The following is an 18,416-nucleotide window of genomic DNA, read 5'->3' on the forward strand; positions in this document are numbered from 1 at the left end:
ACGTGGCGAAGGCGATGGCCTTCGCCAGACAGCCCTACAGCGCATTCCGCGGCATCGGCAGCTCGCCCCGGTTATACGGTCCCCAATCCGTCACCTCGGGGTAAAACTGCCGCCGCCAGGCCCGCACGCGCGGGTTCATCCGCCGCCGCCACCAGGGCGGAACCATCGCCACGAAGGTCATCGCCGGATAGCCCAGGGGCAATTGCGGGGCCTCGTCCTTGCCATAGGTTTGCAGCAGCGGAAAGCGCCGGTCGGGCTTGTAATGGTGGTCCGAATGGCGCTGCAGGTTGATCAGCAGCCAGTTCGAGGCCGTGTGGCTGGCGTTCCAGCTGTGGCGCGGCAGGATATGTTCATACCGCCCCTCGCCCAGGTGCTTCCGGGTCAGCCCGTAATGTTCGACATAGTTCACGACCTCCAGCTGCCAGACCGCCACGAAAGCCTGGAAGATGAACAGCCCCAACCCCTGCACACCGCCAAGCGCCAGGGCTAGCCCGATCATCCCCCCCTGCAAGGCGGCATAACGCCAGAACGGGTTGCGCCGGTCCCAGGGGCTGCGGCCCGCCCGCGCCAGCAGCCGCGTTTCCGCCCGCCAGGCGCTGCGGAGACCGTCGCGCAGCACGCGTGCGAAGAACCGATAGAACCCCTCGTTATAGCGCGCCGACACCGCGTCGCGGGGGGTCGAAACCCAGGCGTGATGGACCAGCAGATGCTCGGTCCGGAAATGCGAATACAGAACCGAGGCCAGCAGCAGATCGCCCATCCAGCGTTCCACGGCGGTCTTCTGGTGCAAAAGCTCGTGCGCATAGACCATGCCGATGCTGCCCGACAGCACGCCCACGCCGAAGAACAAGCCCAGCTTTTCTAAGCCGGAAAGATGGCCGGAATGCGTGGCATACCAGATCGCCCCGAAGATCGCGGCGAATTGCAGCGGGAACCAGACCACCGTCACCGCGCGGTGCCAGAACAGCCGCGCCGTCTCGGTCTGCGGGTCGGGGTTTTCCTCGTTCAGGCCCAGCACGCCGTCCAGGGCCGTGGTCAGGTACCAGGCATAGGCAGGCAGCAGCATCCACCACAATCCGCCCCAAGCCGCCGCCAGGGCGACCAGAGGCAGCATGACCACGGACATCCAGAAGGGCGCGGCGGGGGGCAATCTGCTTGGGGTTGAATCGCTCATGCGCGCGATCTTACGCGGCGATGGCGGCGCGCGCCATATCCCAGACCTTGCGCATCAGGCCGGGCAGGGCGTCCCGGTCGATCTGCCGCAGGGGAACCAGATGGCCGCGTGCCGGTGCCGTGTCCAGATCGCCGACCATGACCTGCAAGGACAGGTTGAAATGGGTGAAGACATGGCGGACATGGCCGATCTCTCGCCAATCCGCCACCCCCGGCGGCGGCAGGTCGCACCCGTCCCAATGGGCCGAGGGGAAGGCCAGCGTGCCCCCCAGAAGGCCCTTGGCCGGGCGTTCCTCGAACACCACCGCGTCGCCATGGCGGGCGACCCAGGCAATGCCGGTGCGGTCGGGTTTTGCCGCCTTGGGGGCCTTGCGCGGCAGGCTGGCGGCGATGCCCTGGGCGCGGGCATCGCAATCGTGGATCAGCGGGCAGATGCCGCAGGCCGGGCTGCGCGGCGTGCAGATCGTGGCGCCCAGATCCATCATCGCCTGGGCGTAATCGCCGGGACGGGCCTGCGGCGTCAGCGTTTCGGCAAGCGCAACCAGGTCGGGCTTGGCGCCGGGCAGGGGCGTTTCCACCGCGAACAGCCGCGCCACCACGCGTTCCACGTTCCCGTCCACCACCGTTTCCGGCGCGTCGTAAGCAATCGCCGCAATCGCGGCCGAGGTATAGGCCCCGATCCCCGGCAATTCCCGCAGGCCTTCCCGAGTCGTCGGAAAGCCCCCGGCTGCGGCCACCGCGCGGGCGCAGGCCAGCAGGTTGCGGGCGCGGGCGTAATAGCCAAGCCCCGCCCATTCGGCCATCACCTGCGCATCCGGGGCCGCCGCCAGCGCCTCGACCGTCGGCCACAGCATCGTGAACCGCTCGAAATAGGCCTTCACCGCCGCGACGGTGGTTTGTTGCAGCATCACCTCGGACAGCCAGACGCGATAAGGGTCGGCCCCGCCGCCCCCCGGCGGCACGCGCCAGGGCAGGACGCGCGCATGGCGGTCGTACCAGTCCAGAAGCTGCAGGGCGATCACCCGGGTGTCACGCAATATTCAGTCCCTTGTTCCGATCCCGCGCTTTCCTCGGACGGCGGGGCTGATTAAGGATATGGGGGTGATACCCGGACAGGCAATGATGGCACGACCGCCCGACCACCCCCGCACCCCCATGGCCCGCCGCAGGCGCGGCTTCCAGCAGGCGGCGACGCTTCTGGCCGACCGGGTGCAGAAGGCCGCCGAGGGCCGGGGCTTCGCCGTGGCCCGCCTGCTGACCCATTGGCCGGAAATCGCCGGTCCCCAGCTTGCCGCCATGACGCGGCCCGTGCGCATCAGCCACACGCGCGGCGGCTTCGGCGCCACGCTGACCCTGCTGACCACCGGCCCCGTCGCCCCCCTGGTCGAGATGCAGCTGCCGCAGCTGCGCGACCGGGTGAACGCCTGCTATGGCTACAACGCCGTGCAGCGGATCGTGCTGACCCAGACGGCCGCCAGCGGATTTGCCGAAGGGCAGGCGGTGTTTTCCGCCGCCCCCGCCCGGCCTGTCGCCCCCGATCCGCAGATCCGCGACAAGGCCGACCAGATCGCCCAGCAGTTCCAGGATCCCGCCCTGGCCGAGGCCATGGCCCGGCTGGCGCTGAACATCGCAACCAAACGACACCGGAACCACCGAAAGGATTTTCCATGCTGATCCGTGCCGCCGCCGCCGCCGTGGCCTTTGCCCTTGCCGTTCCCGCCGCGATGGCCCAGGAGGCCGCGCCCGCCGCGCAGGCGGAAACCCTGCCCGACATCGCCCTGGGGTCGGACGACGCGCCGCTGACGGTGATCGAATACGCCAGCTTCACCTGCGGCCATTGCGCCAATTTCCATGCCGAGAACTGGCCGAAGCTGAAGGCCGAATATGTCGATACCGGCAAGGTGAAATTCATCCAGCGCGATGTCTATTTCGACCAGCCGGGCCTTTGGGCGGGCGTCCTGGCGCGCTGCGGCGGGGACGAGAAATTCTATGCCGTGTCCGACATGCTGTTCGACGAACAGAAGGACTGGCTGGCCGGCGGCACGGGCGAGGAGATCGCCGCGAACCTGCGCAAGATCGGCCTCAAGGCCGGCATGACGGAAGACCAGATGACCGCCTGCTGGGAAGACACCGCCAAGGCCGAACAGCTGATCGCGACCTTCCAGAAGAACGCCACCACCGACGGGATCGAGGCCACCCCCACCTTCATCATCGGCGGCGAAAAGGTCCAGAACCAGCCGTGGGAGGACATGAAGCAGATCCTCGACGGCAAGCTGGCCGAGGCCGACTGACGCCCCCATGGCCCGCCTGCCCGGACAGGCGGGCCATGATTCCCTTGGCCTTTCAGGAACTTGCTTTTTCGCAAGCCGCGACGCATTCTTGGCCTGCGCCGACCGGGCGCGTGTCACAAGGGATGCTGCCCATGATCAGAGAGTTCCGCGAGTTCATCGCCCGCGGCAATGTCATCGACCTTGCCGTCGGCATCATCATCGGCGCGGCCTTCACGGCGATCGTGAATTCGCTGGTGGCCGACCTCATCAACCCGATCCTGGGATTGCTGACCGGCGGCGTCGATTTCACCAACAAGTATTTCGTCCTGTCCGGCAATGTCCCCGAAGGCGCCAGCCTGGCCGCCGCCCGCGATTCGGGTGCCGCCGTCTTCGCCTATGGCGCCTTCGCGATGGCGGTGCTGAACTTCCTGATCATCGCCTGGGCGGTGTTCCTGCTGGTCAAGGCGGTGAACCGCCTGCAGCGCATGGCAACCGCTCCGAAGGAGGAACCCGCCGCAGCCGCCCCCACGCAAGAGGAACTGCTGGCCCAGATCCGCGACCTGCTGGCCGACCGCACCATCTGGGACGACCGGCCCCTGCCGCGGACCTGAGCGGCCCGGCGCGGGATTGCCCGCGCCAATCCCCCTTACCCCGCCAGCAGCTGGTCGGGCGTGATCGCCTCCAGCCCCAGGGCCTCGCCCACGGGGGGCGAGGTCAGGCGGCCCCGGTGCGTGGACAGCCCGGCCCGCAGATGCGGATCCTCCAGCACCGCCTGCCGCCAGCCCTTGCCCGCCAGCGCCAGCACAAAGGGCAGCGTCGCGTTGCCAAGCGCCTGCGTGGATGTCCGCGCCACCGCGCCCGGCATGTTCGCCACGCAGTAATGCACCACCCCGTCCACCTCGTAGATCGGATCCTGGTGGGTGGTCGGGCGCGAGGTCTCGAAGCAGCCGCCCTGGTCTATGGCCACGTCCACCAGCACCGCGCCGGGCTGCATGGTGGCAAGCTGGTCGCGTGACACCAGCTTGGGCGCGGCGGCACCGGGGATCAGCACCGCGCCGATCACCATGTCCGCCGTGCGGATCAGTTCGGCCGTGGCCGCCCCGCTGGAATATTGCGTGGTCAGCCGCCCCATGAAAATGTCGTCCAGCCAGGACAGCCGCGCCACCGACCGATCCGTCACCGTGACATTGGCCCCCATGCCCACGGCCACCCGCGCCGCCGCCGTGCCCACCACGCCGCCGCCGATGATGACCACGTTGGCGGGCCGCACGCCCGGCACCCCGCCCATCAGCACGCCGCGCCCGCCATTAGCCTTTTGCAGGGCCCAGGATCCGACCTGCGGGGCCAGCCTGCCCGCCACCTCGGACATCGGCGCCAGCAGCGGCAGCCCGCCGCGCGCGTCCGTCACCGTTTCATAGGCGATGGCGGTGACGCCCGATCCCAGCAGATCGCGCGTCTGGTCGGGATCGGGCGCCAGGTGCAGATAGGTGAACAGCACCTGCCCGTCGCGCAGCATCCGGCGTTCGGCGGCCTGCGGCTCCTTGACCTTCACGATCATGTCCGCCGCGTCGAAGACGGATTTCGCGTCCGGCGCGATGCTGGCCCCCGCCTGGACATAATCCTGGTCGGAGAAGCCCGAACCCAGGCCTGCGCCGGTTTCCACCAGCACGCCGTGGCCGCGCGCGACGGCCTCGGCCACGGCGGCGGGCGTCAGGCCCACGCGGAATTCCTGCGGCTTGATTTCCCTTGGACAACCGATCTTCATGGAACCCTCCCTTGTGTTTGGATCAGTGTGGCACCGGCCAGCCACAATGTGCTGCGAAGATCTTGCCGCCTGGCCATCCGACCCGGCAGAAACCGCTGGCGCCGTGCAGGGTTGTCGAAGAATATCCCGCCATGTCCGATCTTGATGCAACAGACCGCCGGATCCTCGCCCTGCTTCAGAAAGAGGGGCGAATCAGCAATGCCGAACTGGCGCTGCGGGTCCACCTGTCGCCCTCTGCCTGCCACCGCCGCGTCCAGCGGCTGGAGGAGACGGGCGTGATCCATGGCTATGTCGCGCTGCTGGACGCGCGCAAGCTGCGCCGCCAGACCACCGTCTTTGTGGAAATCACCCTGTCCGGCCAGGCCGACGAGGTGCTGGAAGCCTTTGAAAAGGGCGTGCGCGCCATTCCCGACGTGCTGGAATGCCACCTGATGGCCGGGACCGCCGATTACCTGCTGAAGATCGTGGTGGAAGACACCGACGACTTCGCCCGCATCCACCGCCAGCACCTGGCCCGCCTGCCGGGCGTGGCGCAGATGCATTCCTCCTTCGCGTTGCGCACGGTGTTCCGCACCACGGCGATCCCGGTGTGACATGGACCGCCGCCACCTGCTGAGCCTGCTGGCCGCAGGCGCCGCCGCCCCCGCCCTGGCGCAACCCCGCCGCGCCCCGGCGCCCGAGATCGTCCATCCCCGCGCCAGCCATTTCGCCTTCGGCCCCCCGGGCGACCAGTGGCGCATCCATGTGGGCCTGCCGGACGTGCCGCCCCCGCCGCAGGGCTATTCCGCGATCCTGTCGCTGGACGGGGCGACGACCTTCCCCCATCTGTGGACCCACCGCGAGGCCCGCGCGCCGCGGATGCCGGTGATCCTGTTCGGGATCGGCTACGAGGGCGCGAACCGCCGCTGGCGCGACCTGACCTCGCGCGCGATGGCGCCGGTGGTGCCGATCCCCTTTTACCGCGCCGCCGCCGCCGACCGCGAAACCGGCGGGCGCGCGGCGTTCCTGGCGATGATCGCCGACGACCTGCTGCCCGAACTGGCGCGCCGCCATCCGCTGGACCCCCGCGACAGGACGATCTATGGCCATTCGCTGGGCGGGCTGTTCGTGCTGCACGCGCTGTTCACCCGCCCGCACCTGTTCGCGCGATATGTCGCGGCCGACCCTTCGGTCTGGTGGAACGCGGGCGAATCGCAGCGCGAGGCCATGGCCTTCGCGGGCGGCGTGGCGGCGGCGGGCGGGGCGGTCGATCCGGGGATCCAGGTGATGATCGCGCAGGCCGGGCAGGCGCGGCAGGGCCATCCCCATGATCCGACCGCCCTGGTGGAGATCCTGTCGCGGGTCGGGGGGGTGGAGGTTCTGTATCGCCCCCATCCCCGGGAAAACCACGGCTCGCTGATGGGGCCGTCAACGGCGGATGCGCTGGACCTGCACCTGTGGCGCTAGCCGTCAGCCAGGGGCCCTGCCGCGCAGGGCCAGGCTCGCCCCATAGGCGGCGGCCAGCGACAGGAAGACCATCTCTCCGCCGTCCTCAAGGATGCCAAGCAGGCCTGCGGTGATCGAGGAAGGCGCAGACCGGGTATGCAGGAAGTCGATCGCGGCGGCGCAGAAGGCGGCGGCCCCCAGCAACAGCAGCAAGGGCACGACCTGCCGCCGGACGGGGCGGGCCGCCTTGATCCAGCCGTAAACCAGGGTTCCGGCAACCGCAACGCCTTCCAGCGCCATGAAGATCAGCTCGCCCATCCCGCGCGGCATGGGCTGGCCCGGGGCGACCTGGGACGCGAATCGTTCGTGCAGTTGCAGGCTGTCGTCCAGCAGGACGACCAGGGGCAGGATGGCAAAGCCCGGGAAGATCGCCTGCCCCTGCTGGCGGAACAGCCAGGCCGAAAGCCCCGCAAGGCCAAGCCATTTGGTATGGTTCAGCCTCAGGCAAGCGGCTTGCGGCCCGCAAAAGCAAACCCCCGCGGCGTGGCGCTGCGGGGGTTTGCGGATAACGCGGATCGCGTCGTCTTACAGAGCGCCTTCGCGCTGTGCCTTTTTACGGGCCAGCTTGCGGGCGCGGCGCACGGCCTCGGCCTGTTCCCGGGCTTTCTTGACCGACGGTTTCTCGAAATGTTGCTTGAGCTTCATTTCGCGGAACACGCCCTCGCGCTGAAGTTTCTTCTTCAGGGCACGAAGCGCCTGTTCGACGTTGTTGTCGCGAACGTTGACCTGCATGTGGTTGTCACCACCTTCCTAGGTTAGAGTTGCAAGATTGCAGGATGCGCCCCCCTATCAAAGCGGGGCGCGCTTGTCCAGACGGAGGCTGTTTATGACCCGAACCGACCGCGACGCGCTTCTTGACGCCGCCCTGACCCATGTTCCGTTCGAGGGGATGAACGACCGCGCCCTTCTGTCCGGGGCGCGCGACCTGGCCATGTCGCCCGACCTGGCGCGGGTGCATTTCCCGCAGGGCGGCGCGGGGCTGGCCGCCGCCTATCACCGCCGCGCGGACGCGATGCTGCGCGACAGCCTGGCCCAGACCCCGCCCGGCGGGCGTTTCCGCGACCGCGTGGCCGAGGCGATCTGGCGGCGGCTGATGCTGGTCGATGCCGAACTGGTGCGCGCGGGCGCGGCCACGCTGTCCTTGCCGCAGAACGCGGCGCTGGCCGCGCGGCTGGTCTGGGAAACGGCGGACGTGATCTGGACCGGGCTTGGCGACAGCTCGCGCGACGTGAACTGGTATTCCAAGCGCGCGACGCTTTCGGCGGTGATCAGCGCCACGGTGCTGTTCTGGCTGGGCGACACATCCCCCGACCACACGGACACCCGCGCCTTCATCGACCGCCGCATCGACGGCGTGATGCGATTCGAGCAGGTCAAATCGGCCTTGCGCAAGCTGCCCGGTGCGGAAAGGCTGGCGGGCATGGCCTTGGGCTGGATCCGCGCGCCCCGGCCGCGCGACCTGCCCGGCCGCACAAGACCCTGACCAGGAGAGACGATGTTTCCCGATTCCATGAACGCGGTCGAGATCGCCGATCCGGGCGACGCCACGATGCTGCGCCCGGCCCTGCGCCCGGTCCCGGTGCCGCGCCACGACCAGATCCTGATCCGCGTGGCCTATGCCGGGGTGAACCGCCCCGACGTGCTGCAACGCCAGGGCCTTTACGCGCCGCCGCCCGACGCATCCGACCTGCCGGGGCTGGAAGTCTCGGGCGAGATCGTGGGCATGGGCGTAGGCGTCACCCGCTGGCGCAAGGGGGAACAGGTCTGCGCCCTGGTGCCCGGCGGCGGTTACGCCGAATACGTGGCCTGCCACGGCGACCACGCGCTGCGCATCCCCCATGGCCTGTCCCTGCGCGAGGGCGCCTGCCTGCCGGAAACCGCTTTCACCGTCTGGTCCAATGTCGTGATGCGCGGCGGGCTGGCGGGTGGCGAACGCTTCCTGGTCCATGGCGGCACCTCGGGCATCGGCACCATGGCGATCCAGGTGGCCCGGGCCCTGGGCGCGCGCGTCTTCGCCACCGCAGGCAGCGCCGAGAAATGCGCGGCCATCGCGGCCCTTGGCGCGACGCCCATCAACTATCGGACCGAGGACTTCACAAAGGCCATGGCGGCCGAAGGGGGCGCGGACCTGATCCTCGACATGGTGGGGGGCAGCTATATCGCCAGGAACATCAAGGCCCTGGCGCCCGACGGGCGGCTGGTGATGATCGCCTTCCTGGAGGGGGCGAAGGTCGAACTGAACTTCGCGCCCATCATGGCCAGGCGCCTGACCGTCACCGGATCGACCCTGCGCCCGCAATCGGACGCCGCCAAGGCCGAGATCGCCGAGGCGCTGCGCAAGCGGCTGTGGCCGCTGGTCTCGGCCGGGTCGGTCCGGGTGATCATCGACAGCGAGTTCGCCCTGGCGGACGCGGCCCTTGCGCATCGGCGCATGGAAAGCAGCCAGCATATCGGCAAGATCGTCCTGAAGGTGGCGGACGAGGCGGCCTGAGGTCAGCTCCAGTATCGTTCCGCCCGCACCAGGGCGCGATGGGCGTTTTCGGCCGCGTCCAGCAGGGGCGCGCGGTCCACGGCGTCGGCCAGGTCCGCCGCCCCGCGCGCATCCGCCAGGCCCAGGCGGTCCAGCACCCCCGGCGCCGCGGCCAGGTCGTTCAGCGCGCCCAGGTGGTCCTGGAAATCCGCAAGCGCTGCGCCGAATCGCCTGCGGCCCTTCCGCCGGTCGCCCGCAAACAGCGGCGCGAAGAATTCGGCCGCATAGCGCAGCTTCTTGGCGTCCTTGCGCAAGTCGTGCCGGGCCTCGTCTGCAAGATGCGACAGGTCGCGCCCGCCCTTTTTCACCTTGCGCCGGAACCGCGACAACGCCGTGGCCGCGAAATCCTGCGCGCCGCTGTCGCGCACCGCCTGCGTGTCAGGGTCGGACAGCCAGCCGCCCCCGCCGGCCCATGCCGCCAGATCCAGCATCAGCGCCCGCGCGCGGTCCGATGCCAGCGTTTCGGCCAGCGCGTCATAGGCGGCCTCGCGGCCCGCGCGGATGCGGTCCTGCAAGGGTCCGGCGGGCGCGCGGGGCAGCAGCACGTCCAGGTCGCGCGCGTCCCCCAGGCTGCCCGCGAGCCAGCGCAGATCCTCGCGCAGGGCGGTGCCTGATGCGCCCAGCATGGGCCGGAAGATGGTCAGGGCCGACCGCAACCGGCGCAGCGCGACGCGGGCCTGGTGCAGGGGCTCGGGCCTGCGCGTGGCCAGCAGCAGATCCTCGTTCAGGCGGAACTGGCGCAGGCAGGACAGCGCGATCCGCTGGAAGGCCTGCGCCGCCGTCATGCCCCGGTCCAGCGCCACATCCTCGGCCTTGATCGCCACGGGCAGGGGGCCGGTCAGGCGATAGCCGCGTTCGGACTTGGTCAGCACGCCCAGCCTGACCGGGGCCACCGCGCCCAGGCGGCGCGCGACGGTGAACAGCGCGCCGGGCGGGCCCGAGACCAGCTCAAGCTCGCATTCGCAAAAGGGGCCTTGCCGGTCGGCTGCCGTGACGGTGCCCCGGTCGATCATGGCCTCGATCCGCGCGCCGCCTTCCTCCAGCATCCAGATCCGGCGCGTCACGGACAGGGCGAAGACCGGCGCAAGCGCGCTGGCCTTGCCGCCCAGGACGCGGGCGACCGGCGTGGCGTCGTCCAGGACGGGGGTGTCGTCCGTGACCGGCATCTCGTATTCGGGGCGGGCAAAGACCCCCGCCGTGCCCCGGTCGGCCCCCTTGACGGTCTGGATGCGCTTGCCCCTGGCCTCGCGGATGCGCAGGGACAGCCCCGCACGCGCCAGCGCGTGATCGGGCGTGTCGAAATAGACGGACCGCTGGGCGAGGGTCCTGGGCTTGCCGGGCAGCACGCCCGCCGCCTCGATGGCCCGGGCGGCGGCTTCGGTCAGGTGCAGCTTCAACTCGATCTCGTCCATGTCAGCGGATCCGTTCCATCAGCACCTGCGGGCGGGAACAATCGCGCCGGGCGTCGGGGGCGCAGGCGCGCGGTTCCAGGTCGCGGGTCAGGCAGATGCGCACCTCGGCCAGGGCTTCGGCCTTGCAGGTGACGGTGATGCCGTCGCGGGTCAGGTCCGGGTTGGCCTCGATGAAGGCGTCCTCGACCAAGGCGGGGGGCAGGGCGATGTCGCGCCCCAGGTCGTTGAAGGGGGCGGGGATGCGGACCGCCTCGGCCGCCTCGCGCAGCGCCGCGTAATAGCCCGCCGCAGACAGGCCCGAGCAGCGGCCGTGCTTGCGCCATTGGTAAAGCGCAAGTCCCGGGGCCATCAGATCCGCCATGGCCTGCGTGTCGCGCCGCGACGGGTCGCGTTCGGCGGTCTTGCAGTAATCCGGCCAGCCCCGTTCGTATTGCGGCCAAAGCCCGTGGACCGCGAAGTCCCGCCCGCTGCCGGGATTGCAGTCCGGTGCATCCCGCTTGTCGCCCGTCGCCCGGCACCAGCCGGGCTGCCAGCCCAGCGACAGGACATAGTAATCGAAATCGCCCGCGATGTCGTCGGGCAGGGCGGGCACGGGCCACAGCGCGGCCATCAGCGGGATCAGGGACAGGGCTTTCATGGCCGCACCATGCCGGGGGTGCGCCGCCGCGTCCACGGGCAAGATGCGAATCCTCTTTTCCCCGCCGGGCAAAATCGCTATATCACCCGTCAATTCCCCCCGAAAACGAGGAATGGCACCCCGCCAAAGCCGTTTTTCCGGCCTGAAACCTGCTGTTCGGGGCAGACATGCGAAGGAGATTGACATGAGCAAGCCGCTGATGGCCAAGGCGACCGCCGTCTGGCTGGTGGACAATACCACGCTGAGCTTCAAGCAGATCGGCGATTTCTGCGGGTTGCACGAACTGGAAGTGCAGGGCATCGCCGATGGCGACGTGGCGGCAGGGGTCAAGGGCTATGACCCCGTCGCCTCGCACCAGCTCGACCCCGAGGAGATCAGGAAGGGCGAGGCCAGCCCCAGCTATCGCCTGAAGCTGAAGCACAACCCCGCCGCCGAGGGCGAGGAAAAGCGCCGTGGGCCGCGCTATACGCCGCTGTCCAAGCGCCAGGACCGTCCGAACGCGATCCTGTGGCTGGTCAAGTTCCACCCCGAACTGCAGGACGCGCAGATCGCCAAGCTGGTCGGCACCACCAAGCCCACCATCGCGTCCATCCGCGAACGCACGCACTGGAACATCCAGAACATGCAGCCCATCGACCCGGTGGCGCTTGGCCTGTGCCGCCAGACCGAATTGGACGCTGCCGTCCAGAAGGCCGCCAAGAAAAGCGGTTCGGGCGAGGTGATGAGCGATGACGAACGCCGCAAGCTGGTCAGCACCGAAACATCCCTGGCGATGAGCGACGAGCCGCGCCTGCCGTCCGGGATCGCGGGGCTGGAAGGCTTCTCGCTGACGCGGGACGAGGACAAGGCGCCCGAGCCCGACCTGGACGCGGAAAGCTTCTTCAACCTGCCCGGCCGGGACGAGGACGAGGACGAGGACGGGGAAGACCGGGGCCGCTGATCCCGCCCGTCCCGAAATGAAAAAGGCCGGTGCGGATCGCCGCACCGGCCTTTTCGCTGTCTGGCAGGCCGTCAGGCGCGGCCACGTATCATGCGCACGATCCAGATCAGGATGCAGGCGCCGATCACGGCCACGATCAACTGGCCGATGATGCTGCCTTCCCCACTGGTGCCGATCAGCGCGTCGAAGATGAAGTTGCCGATCAGCGCGCCGACGATGCCCAGGATGATGTTCATCAACAGGCCCGTGTCGGTCTTCATGATCTTTTCCGCGATCCACCCCGCGATTGCCCCCAGGATGATCGACGCAATCCAGCCAAAACCTTCCATGCACTTCCCCTTTTTTCCAGATGGACCCGATTGCGGGGCCTTCGCCTGTCAATGCGCGGCGGCCCCGTTGCGTTCCCCCCAAGCGCCGGAAATTGCTGCGCTCTGTCAGATCGACAGGCAGATGTATTTCAGCTCAAGATAGTCCTCGATCCCGTGGCGGCTGCCCTCGCGGCCAAGGCCCGACTGCTTGACGCCGCCGAAGGGCGCCACCTCGGTGGAAATCAGGCCGGTGTTCACGCCGACGATGCCGTATTCCAGCGCCTCCTGCACGCGGGTTATGCGGCCGATGTCGCGGGCATAGAAATAGGATGCCAGCCCGAAGATCGTGTCATTGGCCTTTTGCACGACCTCCTCCTCGGTCTCGAAGCGGAACAGCGGGGCCAGGGGGCCGAAGGTTTCCTCGGTCGCGACCTTCATGCGGTCGGTGACGCCGGTGACGACCGTGGGCTTGAAGAACAGCCCCTCCATCCGCGTGCCGCCGGTGACGACCTGGCCGCCGCCGTCCAGAACGTCGCGGATATGTTCCTCGACCTTTTCCACGGCGTCCTGGTTGATCAGCGGGCCGGTGGTCACGCCGTCCTCCAGCCCGTCGCCCACGCGCAAGCCGTCCACGGCAGTTGCCAGCTTCTGCGCAAAGGCGTCATAAACCCCGGCCTGCACATAGATGCGGTTCGCGCAGACGCAGGTCTGGCCGTTGTTGCGGAACTTGGACGCCATCGCCCCTTCCACCGCCGCGTCCAGGTCGGCGTCGTCGAAGACGATGAAGGGCGCGTTGCCGCCAAGCTCCATCGAGCATTTCAGCACCTGGTCGGCGGCCTGGCGCAGCAGGATCCGGCCCACCTCGGTGCTGCCGGTGAAGGTCAGCTTGCGGACCAGGGGGTTTTCGCAGAATTCCTTGCCGATGTCGCTGGACCGCGACGAGGTGACGACCGACAGGATTCCCTTGGGCAGGCCCGCGCGTTCGCCCAGCACCGCCATGGCCAGCGCCGACAGCGGGGTTTCCGCCGCAGGCCGGGCAACGAAGCCGCAGCCCACGGCCAGCGCGGGCGCGGCCTTGCGGGCGATCATCGCGTTGGGAAAATTCCAGGGCGTGATGCTGCCCACCACGCCGATGGGCTGGCGGATCACGGTCAGGCGCTTGTCGGGAAGATGGCCGGGGATCGTCTCGCCATAGACGCGCTTGGCTTCCTCGCCGAACCATTCGATGAAGCTGGCGCCATAGGCGATCTCGCCCTTGGCCTCGGGGAAGGGCTTGCCCATTTCCGCGGTCAGGATGCGGGCGAGGTCGTCCTGGTTCGCCATCATCAGGTCGAACCAGCGGCGCATCACCCCCGCGCGGTCCTTGGCGGTGCGGGCGGCCCAGGCCTTCATCGCCCCGTGCGCCGCCTGAATGGCGCGGGCGGCGTCCGCGCGGCCCAGGTCGGCCACCTTGGCGATCACGTCGCCGCGCGCGGGGTTGATCACGTCGAAGGTCGCGCCGTCGCCTGTATCGACCCATTCGCCCGCCACGAAGGCGCGGGTTTCCAGAAGCGAAGGGTCGCGCAGCAGCGTCTTGAGGTCGGTGGAATGCTTGGTCATGGCTGGCTCCAATGGCGGTCGGGCCATGATCGCCCCCTGCGCCGCGCTTGTCAAAGCGCAGGCCATCGCGGCGGTCGGCGCAAAAAGTCGCGTGACCCATGCAACCGACGGCGCCCGGCTGCGTTGGACATGCATCGCTAAGCCTTCCCTCTTGGCGACCCTCTCTGATGGGGCGGTGTGCCGGTCGCGCACCGCCCTTTTTCATGGCAGCAGGTCGCGCCAGCAGGGCTGCCGGTCGCCCGGCGCGGGGGTCGCGGCATGGACGCCCCGGGCAATCGCCCGCGCCAGGGTCGCGGCTGCGGCATGTCCCAGCAGAAAGGGATCGGCCACCGGATCGGCCAGGGGCCTTGCGCCGGTCGAGACCGCAAAGACCAGGTCGCCATCCAGGGGCGTATGGCTGGGCACCAGCGCGCGGGCCATGCCGTCATGGGCGGCGATGGCCAGTCTTTGCAGCGCCGGTTTGTCCAGAACGGCGTCGGTGGCGACGATGGCGATGGTCGTGGCCTCTCCCATCCGCTTGGCGGGGGCCGGTTCATGGGCGGCCGGAAAGGTCGCGGGCAGGCCAAGCCCGCCGAACTCGGCCTCCAGTTCCCAGGGCGCGGCCCAGAACTGCCGCGTGCCGCCCACGGTCGCCTGCCCAAGCGCATTGACCACGACCAGGGCGCCCACGGTCAGCCCGTTTTCCAACCGGGCCGAGGCTGACCCAAGCCCGCCCTTGAGGTTTCCCGTCGTGGCCCCACACCCCGCGCCCGCCGTGCCCAGGGTGAAATCGGGGCTTGCCGCCTCAAGCGCCGCCCGCCCAAGCGCCGGATAAGGGTTGTCGCACCATGCCTTGTCCCCGCCGTTCAGCAGGTCGAAGACGATCGCCCCCGGCACGATCGGCACCCGCGCCGGACCCACCGCAAAGCCCCGCCCCGCGGCCCGCAGCCCCGCCATCACCCCGTCGCAGGCCGCAAGCCCGAAGGCCGATCCCCCCGACAGCACCAGCGCATCGACCGCGCCCACCAGTCTGTCGGGGGCCAGCAGGTCGGTTTCCCGCGTCCCCGGCGCGCCGCCCATGACATGAACCGCCGCCACGAAGGGCGCATCCGCCGTCAGCACCGTGACGCCGGATTTCAGGCGCGCGTCCGCGGCATTGCCCACGCGCAGCCCCGCGACATCGGTGATCCGGTTCAGCGGTCCCGGTTTCATGCGCTATCCCTTCGTGAACTCGATCTGGCGCACGCGGACATGGCGCAGCGATTCGACCATCAGCGCGGTCATCAGGCCGAAGCTCAGCAGCCCGTTGGCGGCGGCAAGACCCCCCAGGATGCGCCATTCCTCGGGCATCAGCACGTCGCCATAGCCCAGCGTGGTAAAGGTCACGAGGGTGAAATACATCGCCTCCTCGAAATCGGCGAAGATGCGCAGCAGGTGAAAGGCCCCGGCCCACAGCCAGACCGACATCGTCACCATCGCCAGCACCGCCAGGCTGGAGGCCAGCACGATCAGGATCAGCTTGGGCCTGTGGGGCGCCTGCACAAGCCACCCCTCCCACCGGGCAAAGGCCGTTTCCAAGAGCCAGATCCACAGGCCTGCGATGGCGATGCTGCCCAGCATCAAGGCGGATCCGAACGCGATCTGTCCCAGCATGGCGGCCTCCCTTGCTGCAAGGGCTAATCGTGCGCAGGTCCGCGCGCAACGCGCATCTTTACAGACCGCCGCGGCAGCCCTATCTGACAGGGCCATGGCCCAGGATCCCGACAAGAACTACAAGATCATCGCCGAGAACCGGCGGGCGCGCTTCGATTACTTCATCGAAAGCGACCTGGAGGTCGGCATCGTCCTGACCGGGTCCGAGGTGAAGTCGCTGCGCACGGGCCAGTCGAACATCGCCGAAAGCTATGCCTCGGTCGAGGATGGCGAATTGTGGCTGATCAACGGCTATATCGCCGCCTACAAGCAGGCCGGCGTCTTCGGGCACGAGGAGCGCCGCCGCCGCAAGCTCCTGGTTTCCCGCAAGGAACTGGCGCGGCTGTGGCAGGCCGTGGGGCGCGAGGGGATGACGCTGGTCCCGCTGGTGATGTATTTCAACCACCGCGGCATCGTGAAGCTGAAGCTGGGCGTGGCCAAGGGCAAGAAGAACCACGACAAGCGCGAAACCGACGCCAAGCGCGACTGGAACCGCCAGAAACAGCGGCTGCTGAAGCAGGGCTAAGCCATTGCAAGGGGGACCGGCCCCCTGTAGATCAGGCCCGCACCGGGACAGGAGGGGGCCATGCAGGACGATCCGAAAACGCTGGTCTCGACCGAATGGCTGGCCGCCCACCTGAACGATCCCGACCTGCGCATCCTGGATGCAAGCTGGCACATGCCCGCGTCGGGCCGCGACGCGCGGGCCGAATATGACGCCGCACACATTCCGGGCGCGCGGTTCTTCGACATCGACGCGATCAGCGACAAGCGATCCGCCCTGCCGCACATGGCCCCCCCGGTCGAGATGTTCATTTCCCGGATGCGCGCCATGGGCGTGGGCGACGGGCATCAGGTCGTGGTCTATGACAATTCCGACGTGCGCAGCGCCGCGCGGGTCTGGTGGACCTTCCGCCTGATGGGCAAGACCGACGTGGCCGTGCTGGACGGCGGCTTCGCCAAGTGGCAGGCCGAGGGCCGCCCCACCGAGGACATGCCCCCGATCCTGCGCGACCGCCACATCACCGTGCAGCGCCAGGCGGGCCTTGTGCGCGACGTGACGCAGGTGGCCTCGGCGAGCAAGCTGGGCGATTACCAGATCATCGACGCCCGCGCCCCCGAACGCTTTCGCGGCGAGGTGCCCGAGCCGCGTCCCGGCCTGCGGTCAGGCCACATTCCCGGCGCACGGAATGTCCCCTTTGGCCGGTTGCTGAACGCGGACGGCACGATGAAATCGCCCGACGCCCTGCGCGCGGAATTCGAATCCGCCGGGGTCGATCTGAAAAAGCCCGTGATCACAAGCTGCGGCAGCGGCATCACCGCCGCCGTGCTGTCGCTGGCGCTGGAACGGATCGGGCACCGCAACCACGCGCTTTACGACGGAAGCTGGACCGAATGGGGCAGCTTCCCGGACCTGCCCATCGCAACCGGAGACGCCTGAATGCTGTCGAACCTGAAACCCCAAGCCCCCGATTCGATCCTGAAGCTGATCGAGGAATTCAAGGCCGACACCCGCCAGGGCAAGATCGACCTGGGGGTCGGCGTCTACAAGGATCCGCAGGGGGTGACGCCGGTCATGCGGGCGGTCAAGGCGGCGGAACAGCGGATCTGGGAAACCCAGACGACCAAGGCCTATACGGGCCTTGCGGGCGAGCCCGAGTACCGCAACGCCATGGCGCGGATGGTTTTGCGCGATGTGCCCGCTGATCGGCTGGCCTCGCTGGCCACCGTTGGCGGCACCGGCGCGATCCGGCAGGCGCTGGAACTGGCGCGTTTGGCCAATCCGGGGGTGACGGTCTATGTGTCCAACCCGACCTGGCCCAACCACCTGTCGATCATGAAGTTCATGGGTGTGCCCTTTGTCGAATACCGTTACTTCGACGCGGCGACGCGCGGCGTCGATTTCGACGGGCTCAAGGCCGACATTGCCCGCGCGGGCAAGGGCGACATCGTGCTGCTGCATGGCTGCTGCCACAATCCGACCGGCGCGAACCTGACCATGGACCAGTGGGAGGAGGTCGCGGCGATCCTGGGGAAATCCGGCGCGATCCCGCTGATCGACCTGGCCTATCAGGGCTTCGGCGACGGGCTGGAGGAAGACGCGGCCGCCACCCGCATGATCGCGCAGCGCCTGCCCGAGGTGCTGATCGCGGCGTCGTGTTCGAAGAACTTCGGCATCTATCGCGAACGCACCGGCATCCTGTTCGCCTTGGCGGACAGCACCGCCGCACGCGATCTGGCGCAGGGGTCGATGGCCTTCCTGAACCGGCAGACCTATTCCTTCCCGCCCGATCACGGTGCGCGCATCGTCAGCACCATCCTGACCGACGACGCCCTGCGCGCCGACTGGGCGGCAGAGCTTGAGGAGGTTCGGGGCACCATGCTGGGCCTGCGGTCGCAACTGGCGTCCGAACTGCGCGATCTGTCGGGCAGCGACCGCTTCGACTTCATCGGCCAGCATCGCGGCATGTTCTCTCGGCTGGGGGCCACGCCGGAACAGGTCGCGACGCTGAAATCCGACGCGGCCATCTACATGGTGGGCGATTCGCGGCTGAACATCGCCGGGCTGAACCAGCACACCGTGCCGGTCTTGGCCCGCGCGATCATCGACGCCGGGATCTGACCC

The 18,416-nt window shown here is 68.8% G+C and carries 22 protein-coding genes; 11 read left to right on the top strand and 11 right to left on the bottom strand.

All coding sequences use genetic code 11. The features are described from left to right. Positions 1 to 34 precede the first annotated feature (34 nt). A complete protein-coding gene (locus JX613_RS02840; protein ID WP_419538804.1) occupies positions 35 to 1,114 on the bottom strand; it encodes an alkane 1-monooxygenase in 1,080 nt (359 codons plus the stop codon). A gap of 70 nt (positions 1,115 to 1,184) precedes the next feature. After that, a complete protein-coding gene (locus JX613_RS02845; protein WP_237168314.1) occupies positions 1,185 to 2,210 on the bottom strand; it encodes an A/G-specific adenine glycosylase in 1,026 nt (341 codons plus the stop codon). Positions 2,211 to 2,295: 85 nt separating this feature from the next. On the opposite strand from JX613_RS02845, the gene JX613_RS02850 reads away from it, so the two are divergent. The 3 genes from JX613_RS02850 (at position 2,296) to mscL (ending at position 4,054) form a co-directional block, all read left to right on the top strand. Beyond that, a complete protein-coding gene (locus tag JX613_RS02850) occupies positions 2,296 to 2,847 on the top strand; it encodes a DUF721 domain-containing protein (RefSeq protein WP_207099947.1) in 552 nt (183 codons plus the stop codon). Beyond that, positions 2,841 to 3,464, top strand: a complete 624-nt coding sequence (locus JX613_RS02855; RefSeq protein ID WP_207099948.1) for a DsbA family protein — start codon at positions 2,841 to 2,843, stop codon at positions 3,462 to 3,464. The genes JX613_RS02850 and JX613_RS02855 overlap by 7 nt, the downstream gene beginning before the upstream one ends. A gap of 131 nt (positions 3,465 to 3,595) precedes the next feature. Continuing rightward, complete coding sequence (gene mscL, locus JX613_RS02860) at positions 3,596 to 4,054, top strand: large conductance mechanosensitive channel protein MscL (RefSeq protein ID WP_207099949.1); 459 nt, start codon at positions 3,596 to 3,598, stop codon at positions 4,052 to 4,054. A 35-nt stretch (positions 4,055 to 4,089) separates the two neighbouring features. Here mscL and ald read toward each other — a convergent pair whose 3' ends face one another. After that, on the bottom strand, positions 4,090 to 5,208 hold the full coding sequence (gene ald, locus JX613_RS02865; protein WP_207099950.1) for an alanine dehydrogenase: 1,119 nt from the start codon (positions 5,206 to 5,208) through the stop codon (positions 4,090 to 4,092). Positions 5,209 to 5,339: 131 nt separating this feature from the next. On the opposite strand from ald, the gene JX613_RS02870 reads away from it, so the two are divergent. Both JX613_RS02870 and JX613_RS02875 read left to right on the top strand, forming a co-directional pair. Continuing rightward, positions 5,340 to 5,801, top strand: a complete 462-nt coding sequence (locus JX613_RS02870) for an Lrp/AsnC family transcriptional regulator (protein WP_207099951.1) — start codon at positions 5,340 to 5,342, stop codon at positions 5,799 to 5,801. Position 5,802: 1 nt separating this feature from the next. Continuing rightward, on the top strand, positions 5,803 to 6,654 hold the full coding sequence (locus JX613_RS02875) for an alpha/beta hydrolase (RefSeq protein ID WP_207099952.1): 852 nt from the start codon (positions 5,803 to 5,805) through the stop codon (positions 6,652 to 6,654). A gap of 3 nt (positions 6,655 to 6,657) precedes the next feature. Here JX613_RS02875 and JX613_RS02880 read toward each other — a convergent pair whose 3' ends face one another. Further along, positions 6,658 to 6,963, bottom strand: coding sequence for a hypothetical protein (locus tag JX613_RS02880; protein WP_207099953.1), 306 nt, complete (start codon positions 6,961 to 6,963; stop codon positions 6,658 to 6,660). 255 nt (positions 6,964 to 7,218) lie between these two features. Beyond that, on the bottom strand, positions 7,219 to 7,425 hold the full coding sequence (rpsU, locus tag JX613_RS02885; protein WP_126153662.1) for a 30S ribosomal protein S21: 207 nt from the start codon (positions 7,423 to 7,425) through the stop codon (positions 7,219 to 7,221). Positions 7,426 to 7,519: 94 nt separating this feature from the next. Between rpsU and JX613_RS02890 the strand changes: the two genes are divergently transcribed. Both JX613_RS02890 and JX613_RS02895 read left to right on the top strand, forming a co-directional pair. Then, positions 7,520 to 8,176, top strand: a complete 657-nt coding sequence (locus JX613_RS02890) for a COQ9 family protein (protein WP_207099954.1) — start codon at positions 7,520 to 7,522, stop codon at positions 8,174 to 8,176. A gap of 12 nt (positions 8,177 to 8,188) precedes the next feature. Continuing rightward, entirely contained in the window at positions 8,189 to 9,184 is a 996-nt protein-coding gene (locus JX613_RS02895) for an NAD(P)H-quinone oxidoreductase (protein WP_207099955.1), read from the top strand. Between the two features lie 2 nt (positions 9,185 to 9,186). On the opposite strand, the gene JX613_RS02900 is transcribed toward JX613_RS02895, so the two are convergent. Together JX613_RS02900 and JX613_RS02905 are read right to left on the bottom strand one after the other, a co-directional pair. Continuing rightward, complete coding sequence (locus tag JX613_RS02900; protein WP_207099956.1) at positions 9,187 to 10,635, bottom strand: CYTH and CHAD domain-containing protein; 1,449 nt, start codon at positions 10,633 to 10,635, stop codon at positions 9,187 to 9,189. A gap of 1 nt (position 10,636) precedes the next feature. Beyond that, entirely contained in the window at positions 10,637 to 11,272 is a 636-nt protein-coding gene (locus JX613_RS02905; RefSeq protein WP_207099957.1) for a ribonuclease T2 family protein, read from the bottom strand. A gap of 184 nt (positions 11,273 to 11,456) precedes the next feature. Here JX613_RS02905 and JX613_RS02910 point away from each other — a divergent pair, with 184 nt between their 5' ends. Next, positions 11,457 to 12,212: a DUF1013 domain-containing protein gene (locus tag JX613_RS02910; protein WP_207099958.1), complete on the top strand. Its 756-nt coding sequence runs from the start codon at positions 11,457 to 11,459 to the stop codon at positions 12,210 to 12,212. A gap of 71 nt (positions 12,213 to 12,283) precedes the next feature. Here the strand turns inward: JX613_RS02910 and JX613_RS02915 are convergent, their stop codons facing one another. The 4 genes from JX613_RS02915 to JX613_RS02930 form a co-directional block, all read right to left on the bottom strand. After that, positions 12,284 to 12,541 (bottom strand): GlsB/YeaQ/YmgE family stress response membrane protein, encoded by a 258-nt coding sequence (locus JX613_RS02915; protein WP_207099959.1) that lies wholly within the window; start codon positions 12,539 to 12,541, stop codon positions 12,284 to 12,286. Between the two features lie 105 nt (positions 12,542 to 12,646). Further along, on the bottom strand, positions 12,647 to 14,119 hold the full coding sequence (locus JX613_RS02920; RefSeq protein ID WP_207099960.1) for an NAD-dependent succinate-semialdehyde dehydrogenase: 1,473 nt from the start codon (positions 14,117 to 14,119) through the stop codon (positions 12,647 to 12,649). 201 nt (positions 14,120 to 14,320) lie between these two features. Then, on the bottom strand, positions 14,321 to 15,310 hold the full coding sequence (locus tag JX613_RS02925; protein WP_207099961.1) for a P1 family peptidase: 990 nt from the start codon (positions 15,308 to 15,310) through the stop codon (positions 14,321 to 14,323). 3 nt (positions 15,311 to 15,313) lie between these two features. After that, entirely contained in the window at positions 15,314 to 15,751 is a 438-nt protein-coding gene (locus JX613_RS02930) for a two pore domain potassium channel family protein (RefSeq protein WP_207099962.1), read from the bottom strand. 94 nt (positions 15,752 to 15,845) lie between these two features. Here JX613_RS02930 and smpB point away from each other — a divergent pair, with 94 nt between their 5' ends. From smpB to JX613_RS02945, 3 genes are read left to right on the top strand one after another with little or no spacing between them, the layout of a single operon-like run. Further along, complete coding sequence (gene smpB / locus JX613_RS02935; protein ID WP_207099963.1) at positions 15,846 to 16,316, top strand: SsrA-binding protein SmpB; 471 nt, start codon at positions 15,846 to 15,848, stop codon at positions 16,314 to 16,316. A 60-nt stretch (positions 16,317 to 16,376) separates the two neighbouring features. Continuing rightward, positions 16,377 to 17,231, top strand: coding sequence for a 3-mercaptopyruvate sulfurtransferase (sseA, locus tag JX613_RS02940; protein WP_207099964.1), 855 nt, complete (start codon positions 16,377 to 16,379; stop codon positions 17,229 to 17,231). Continuing rightward, on the top strand, positions 17,232 to 18,413 hold the full coding sequence (locus JX613_RS02945) for an amino acid aminotransferase (protein ID WP_207099965.1): 1,182 nt from the start codon (positions 17,232 to 17,234) through the stop codon (positions 18,411 to 18,413). It begins immediately after the preceding gene. Positions 18,414 to 18,416: the final 3 nt, after the last annotated feature.

Source organism: Paracoccus shandongensis (genome assembly GCF_017315735.1).
GTDB lineage: Bacteria > Pseudomonadota > Alphaproteobacteria > Rhodobacterales > Rhodobacteraceae > Paracoccus > Paracoccus shandongensis.

Excerpts from the sequence above, each read along its gene's own strand:
- JX613_RS02840 (WP_419538804.1), bottom strand. The coding sequence starts at position 1,114 with ATGCTGCCTCTGGTCGCCCTGGCGGCGGCTTGGGGCGGATTGTGGTGG.
- JX613_RS02850 (WP_207099947.1), top strand. The coding sequence starts at position 2,296 with ATGGCACGACCGCCCGACCACCCCCGCACCCCCATGGCCCGCCGCAGG.
- JX613_RS02855 (WP_207099948.1), top strand. The coding sequence starts at position 2,841 with ATGCTGATCCGTGCCGCCGCCGCCGCCGTGGCCTTTGCCCTTGCCGTT.
- mscL (WP_207099949.1), top strand. The coding sequence starts at position 3,596 with ATGATCAGAGAGTTCCGCGAGTTCATCGCCCGCGGCAATGTCATCGAC.
- ald (WP_207099950.1), bottom strand. The coding sequence starts at position 5,208 with ATGAAGATCGGTTGTCCAAGGGAAATCAAGCCGCAGGAATTCCGCGTG.
- JX613_RS02870 (WP_207099951.1), top strand. The coding sequence starts at position 5,340 with ATGTCCGATCTTGATGCAACAGACCGCCGGATCCTCGCCCTGCTTCAG.
- JX613_RS02875 (WP_207099952.1), top strand. The coding sequence starts at position 5,803 with ATGGACCGCCGCCACCTGCTGAGCCTGCTGGCCGCAGGCGCCGCCGCC.
- JX613_RS02880 (WP_207099953.1), bottom strand. The coding sequence starts at position 6,963 with ATGCCGCGCGGGATGGGCGAGCTGATCTTCATGGCGCTGGAAGGCGTT.
- rpsU (WP_126153662.1), bottom strand. The coding sequence starts at position 7,425 with ATGCAGGTCAACGTTCGCGACAACAACGTCGAACAGGCGCTTCGTGCC.
- JX613_RS02890 (WP_207099954.1), top strand. The coding sequence starts at position 7,520 with ATGACCCGAACCGACCGCGACGCGCTTCTTGACGCCGCCCTGACCCAT.
- JX613_RS02895 (WP_207099955.1), top strand. The coding sequence starts at position 8,189 with ATGTTTCCCGATTCCATGAACGCGGTCGAGATCGCCGATCCGGGCGAC.
- JX613_RS02900 (WP_207099956.1), bottom strand. The coding sequence starts at position 10,635 with ATGGACGAGATCGAGTTGAAGCTGCACCTGACCGAAGCCGCCGCCCGG.
- JX613_RS02905 (WP_207099957.1), bottom strand. The coding sequence starts at position 11,272 with ATGAAAGCCCTGTCCCTGATCCCGCTGATGGCCGCGCTGTGGCCCGTG.
- JX613_RS02910 (WP_207099958.1), top strand. The coding sequence starts at position 11,457 with ATGAGCAAGCCGCTGATGGCCAAGGCGACCGCCGTCTGGCTGGTGGAC.
- JX613_RS02915 (WP_207099959.1), bottom strand. The coding sequence starts at position 12,541 with ATGGAAGGTTTTGGCTGGATTGCGTCGATCATCCTGGGGGCAATCGCG.
- JX613_RS02920 (WP_207099960.1), bottom strand. The coding sequence starts at position 14,119 with ATGACCAAGCATTCCACCGACCTCAAGACGCTGCTGCGCGACCCTTCG.
- JX613_RS02925 (WP_207099961.1), bottom strand. The coding sequence starts at position 15,310 with ATGAAACCGGGACCGCTGAACCGGATCACCGATGTCGCGGGGCTGCGC.
- JX613_RS02930 (WP_207099962.1), bottom strand. The coding sequence starts at position 15,751 with ATGCTGGGACAGATCGCGTTCGGATCCGCCTTGATGCTGGGCAGCATC.
- smpB (WP_207099963.1), top strand. The coding sequence starts at position 15,846 with ATGGCCCAGGATCCCGACAAGAACTACAAGATCATCGCCGAGAACCGG.
- sseA (WP_207099964.1), top strand. The coding sequence starts at position 16,377 with ATGCAGGACGATCCGAAAACGCTGGTCTCGACCGAATGGCTGGCCGCC.
- JX613_RS02945 (WP_207099965.1), top strand. The coding sequence starts at position 17,232 with ATGCTGTCGAACCTGAAACCCCAAGCCCCCGATTCGATCCTGAAGCTG.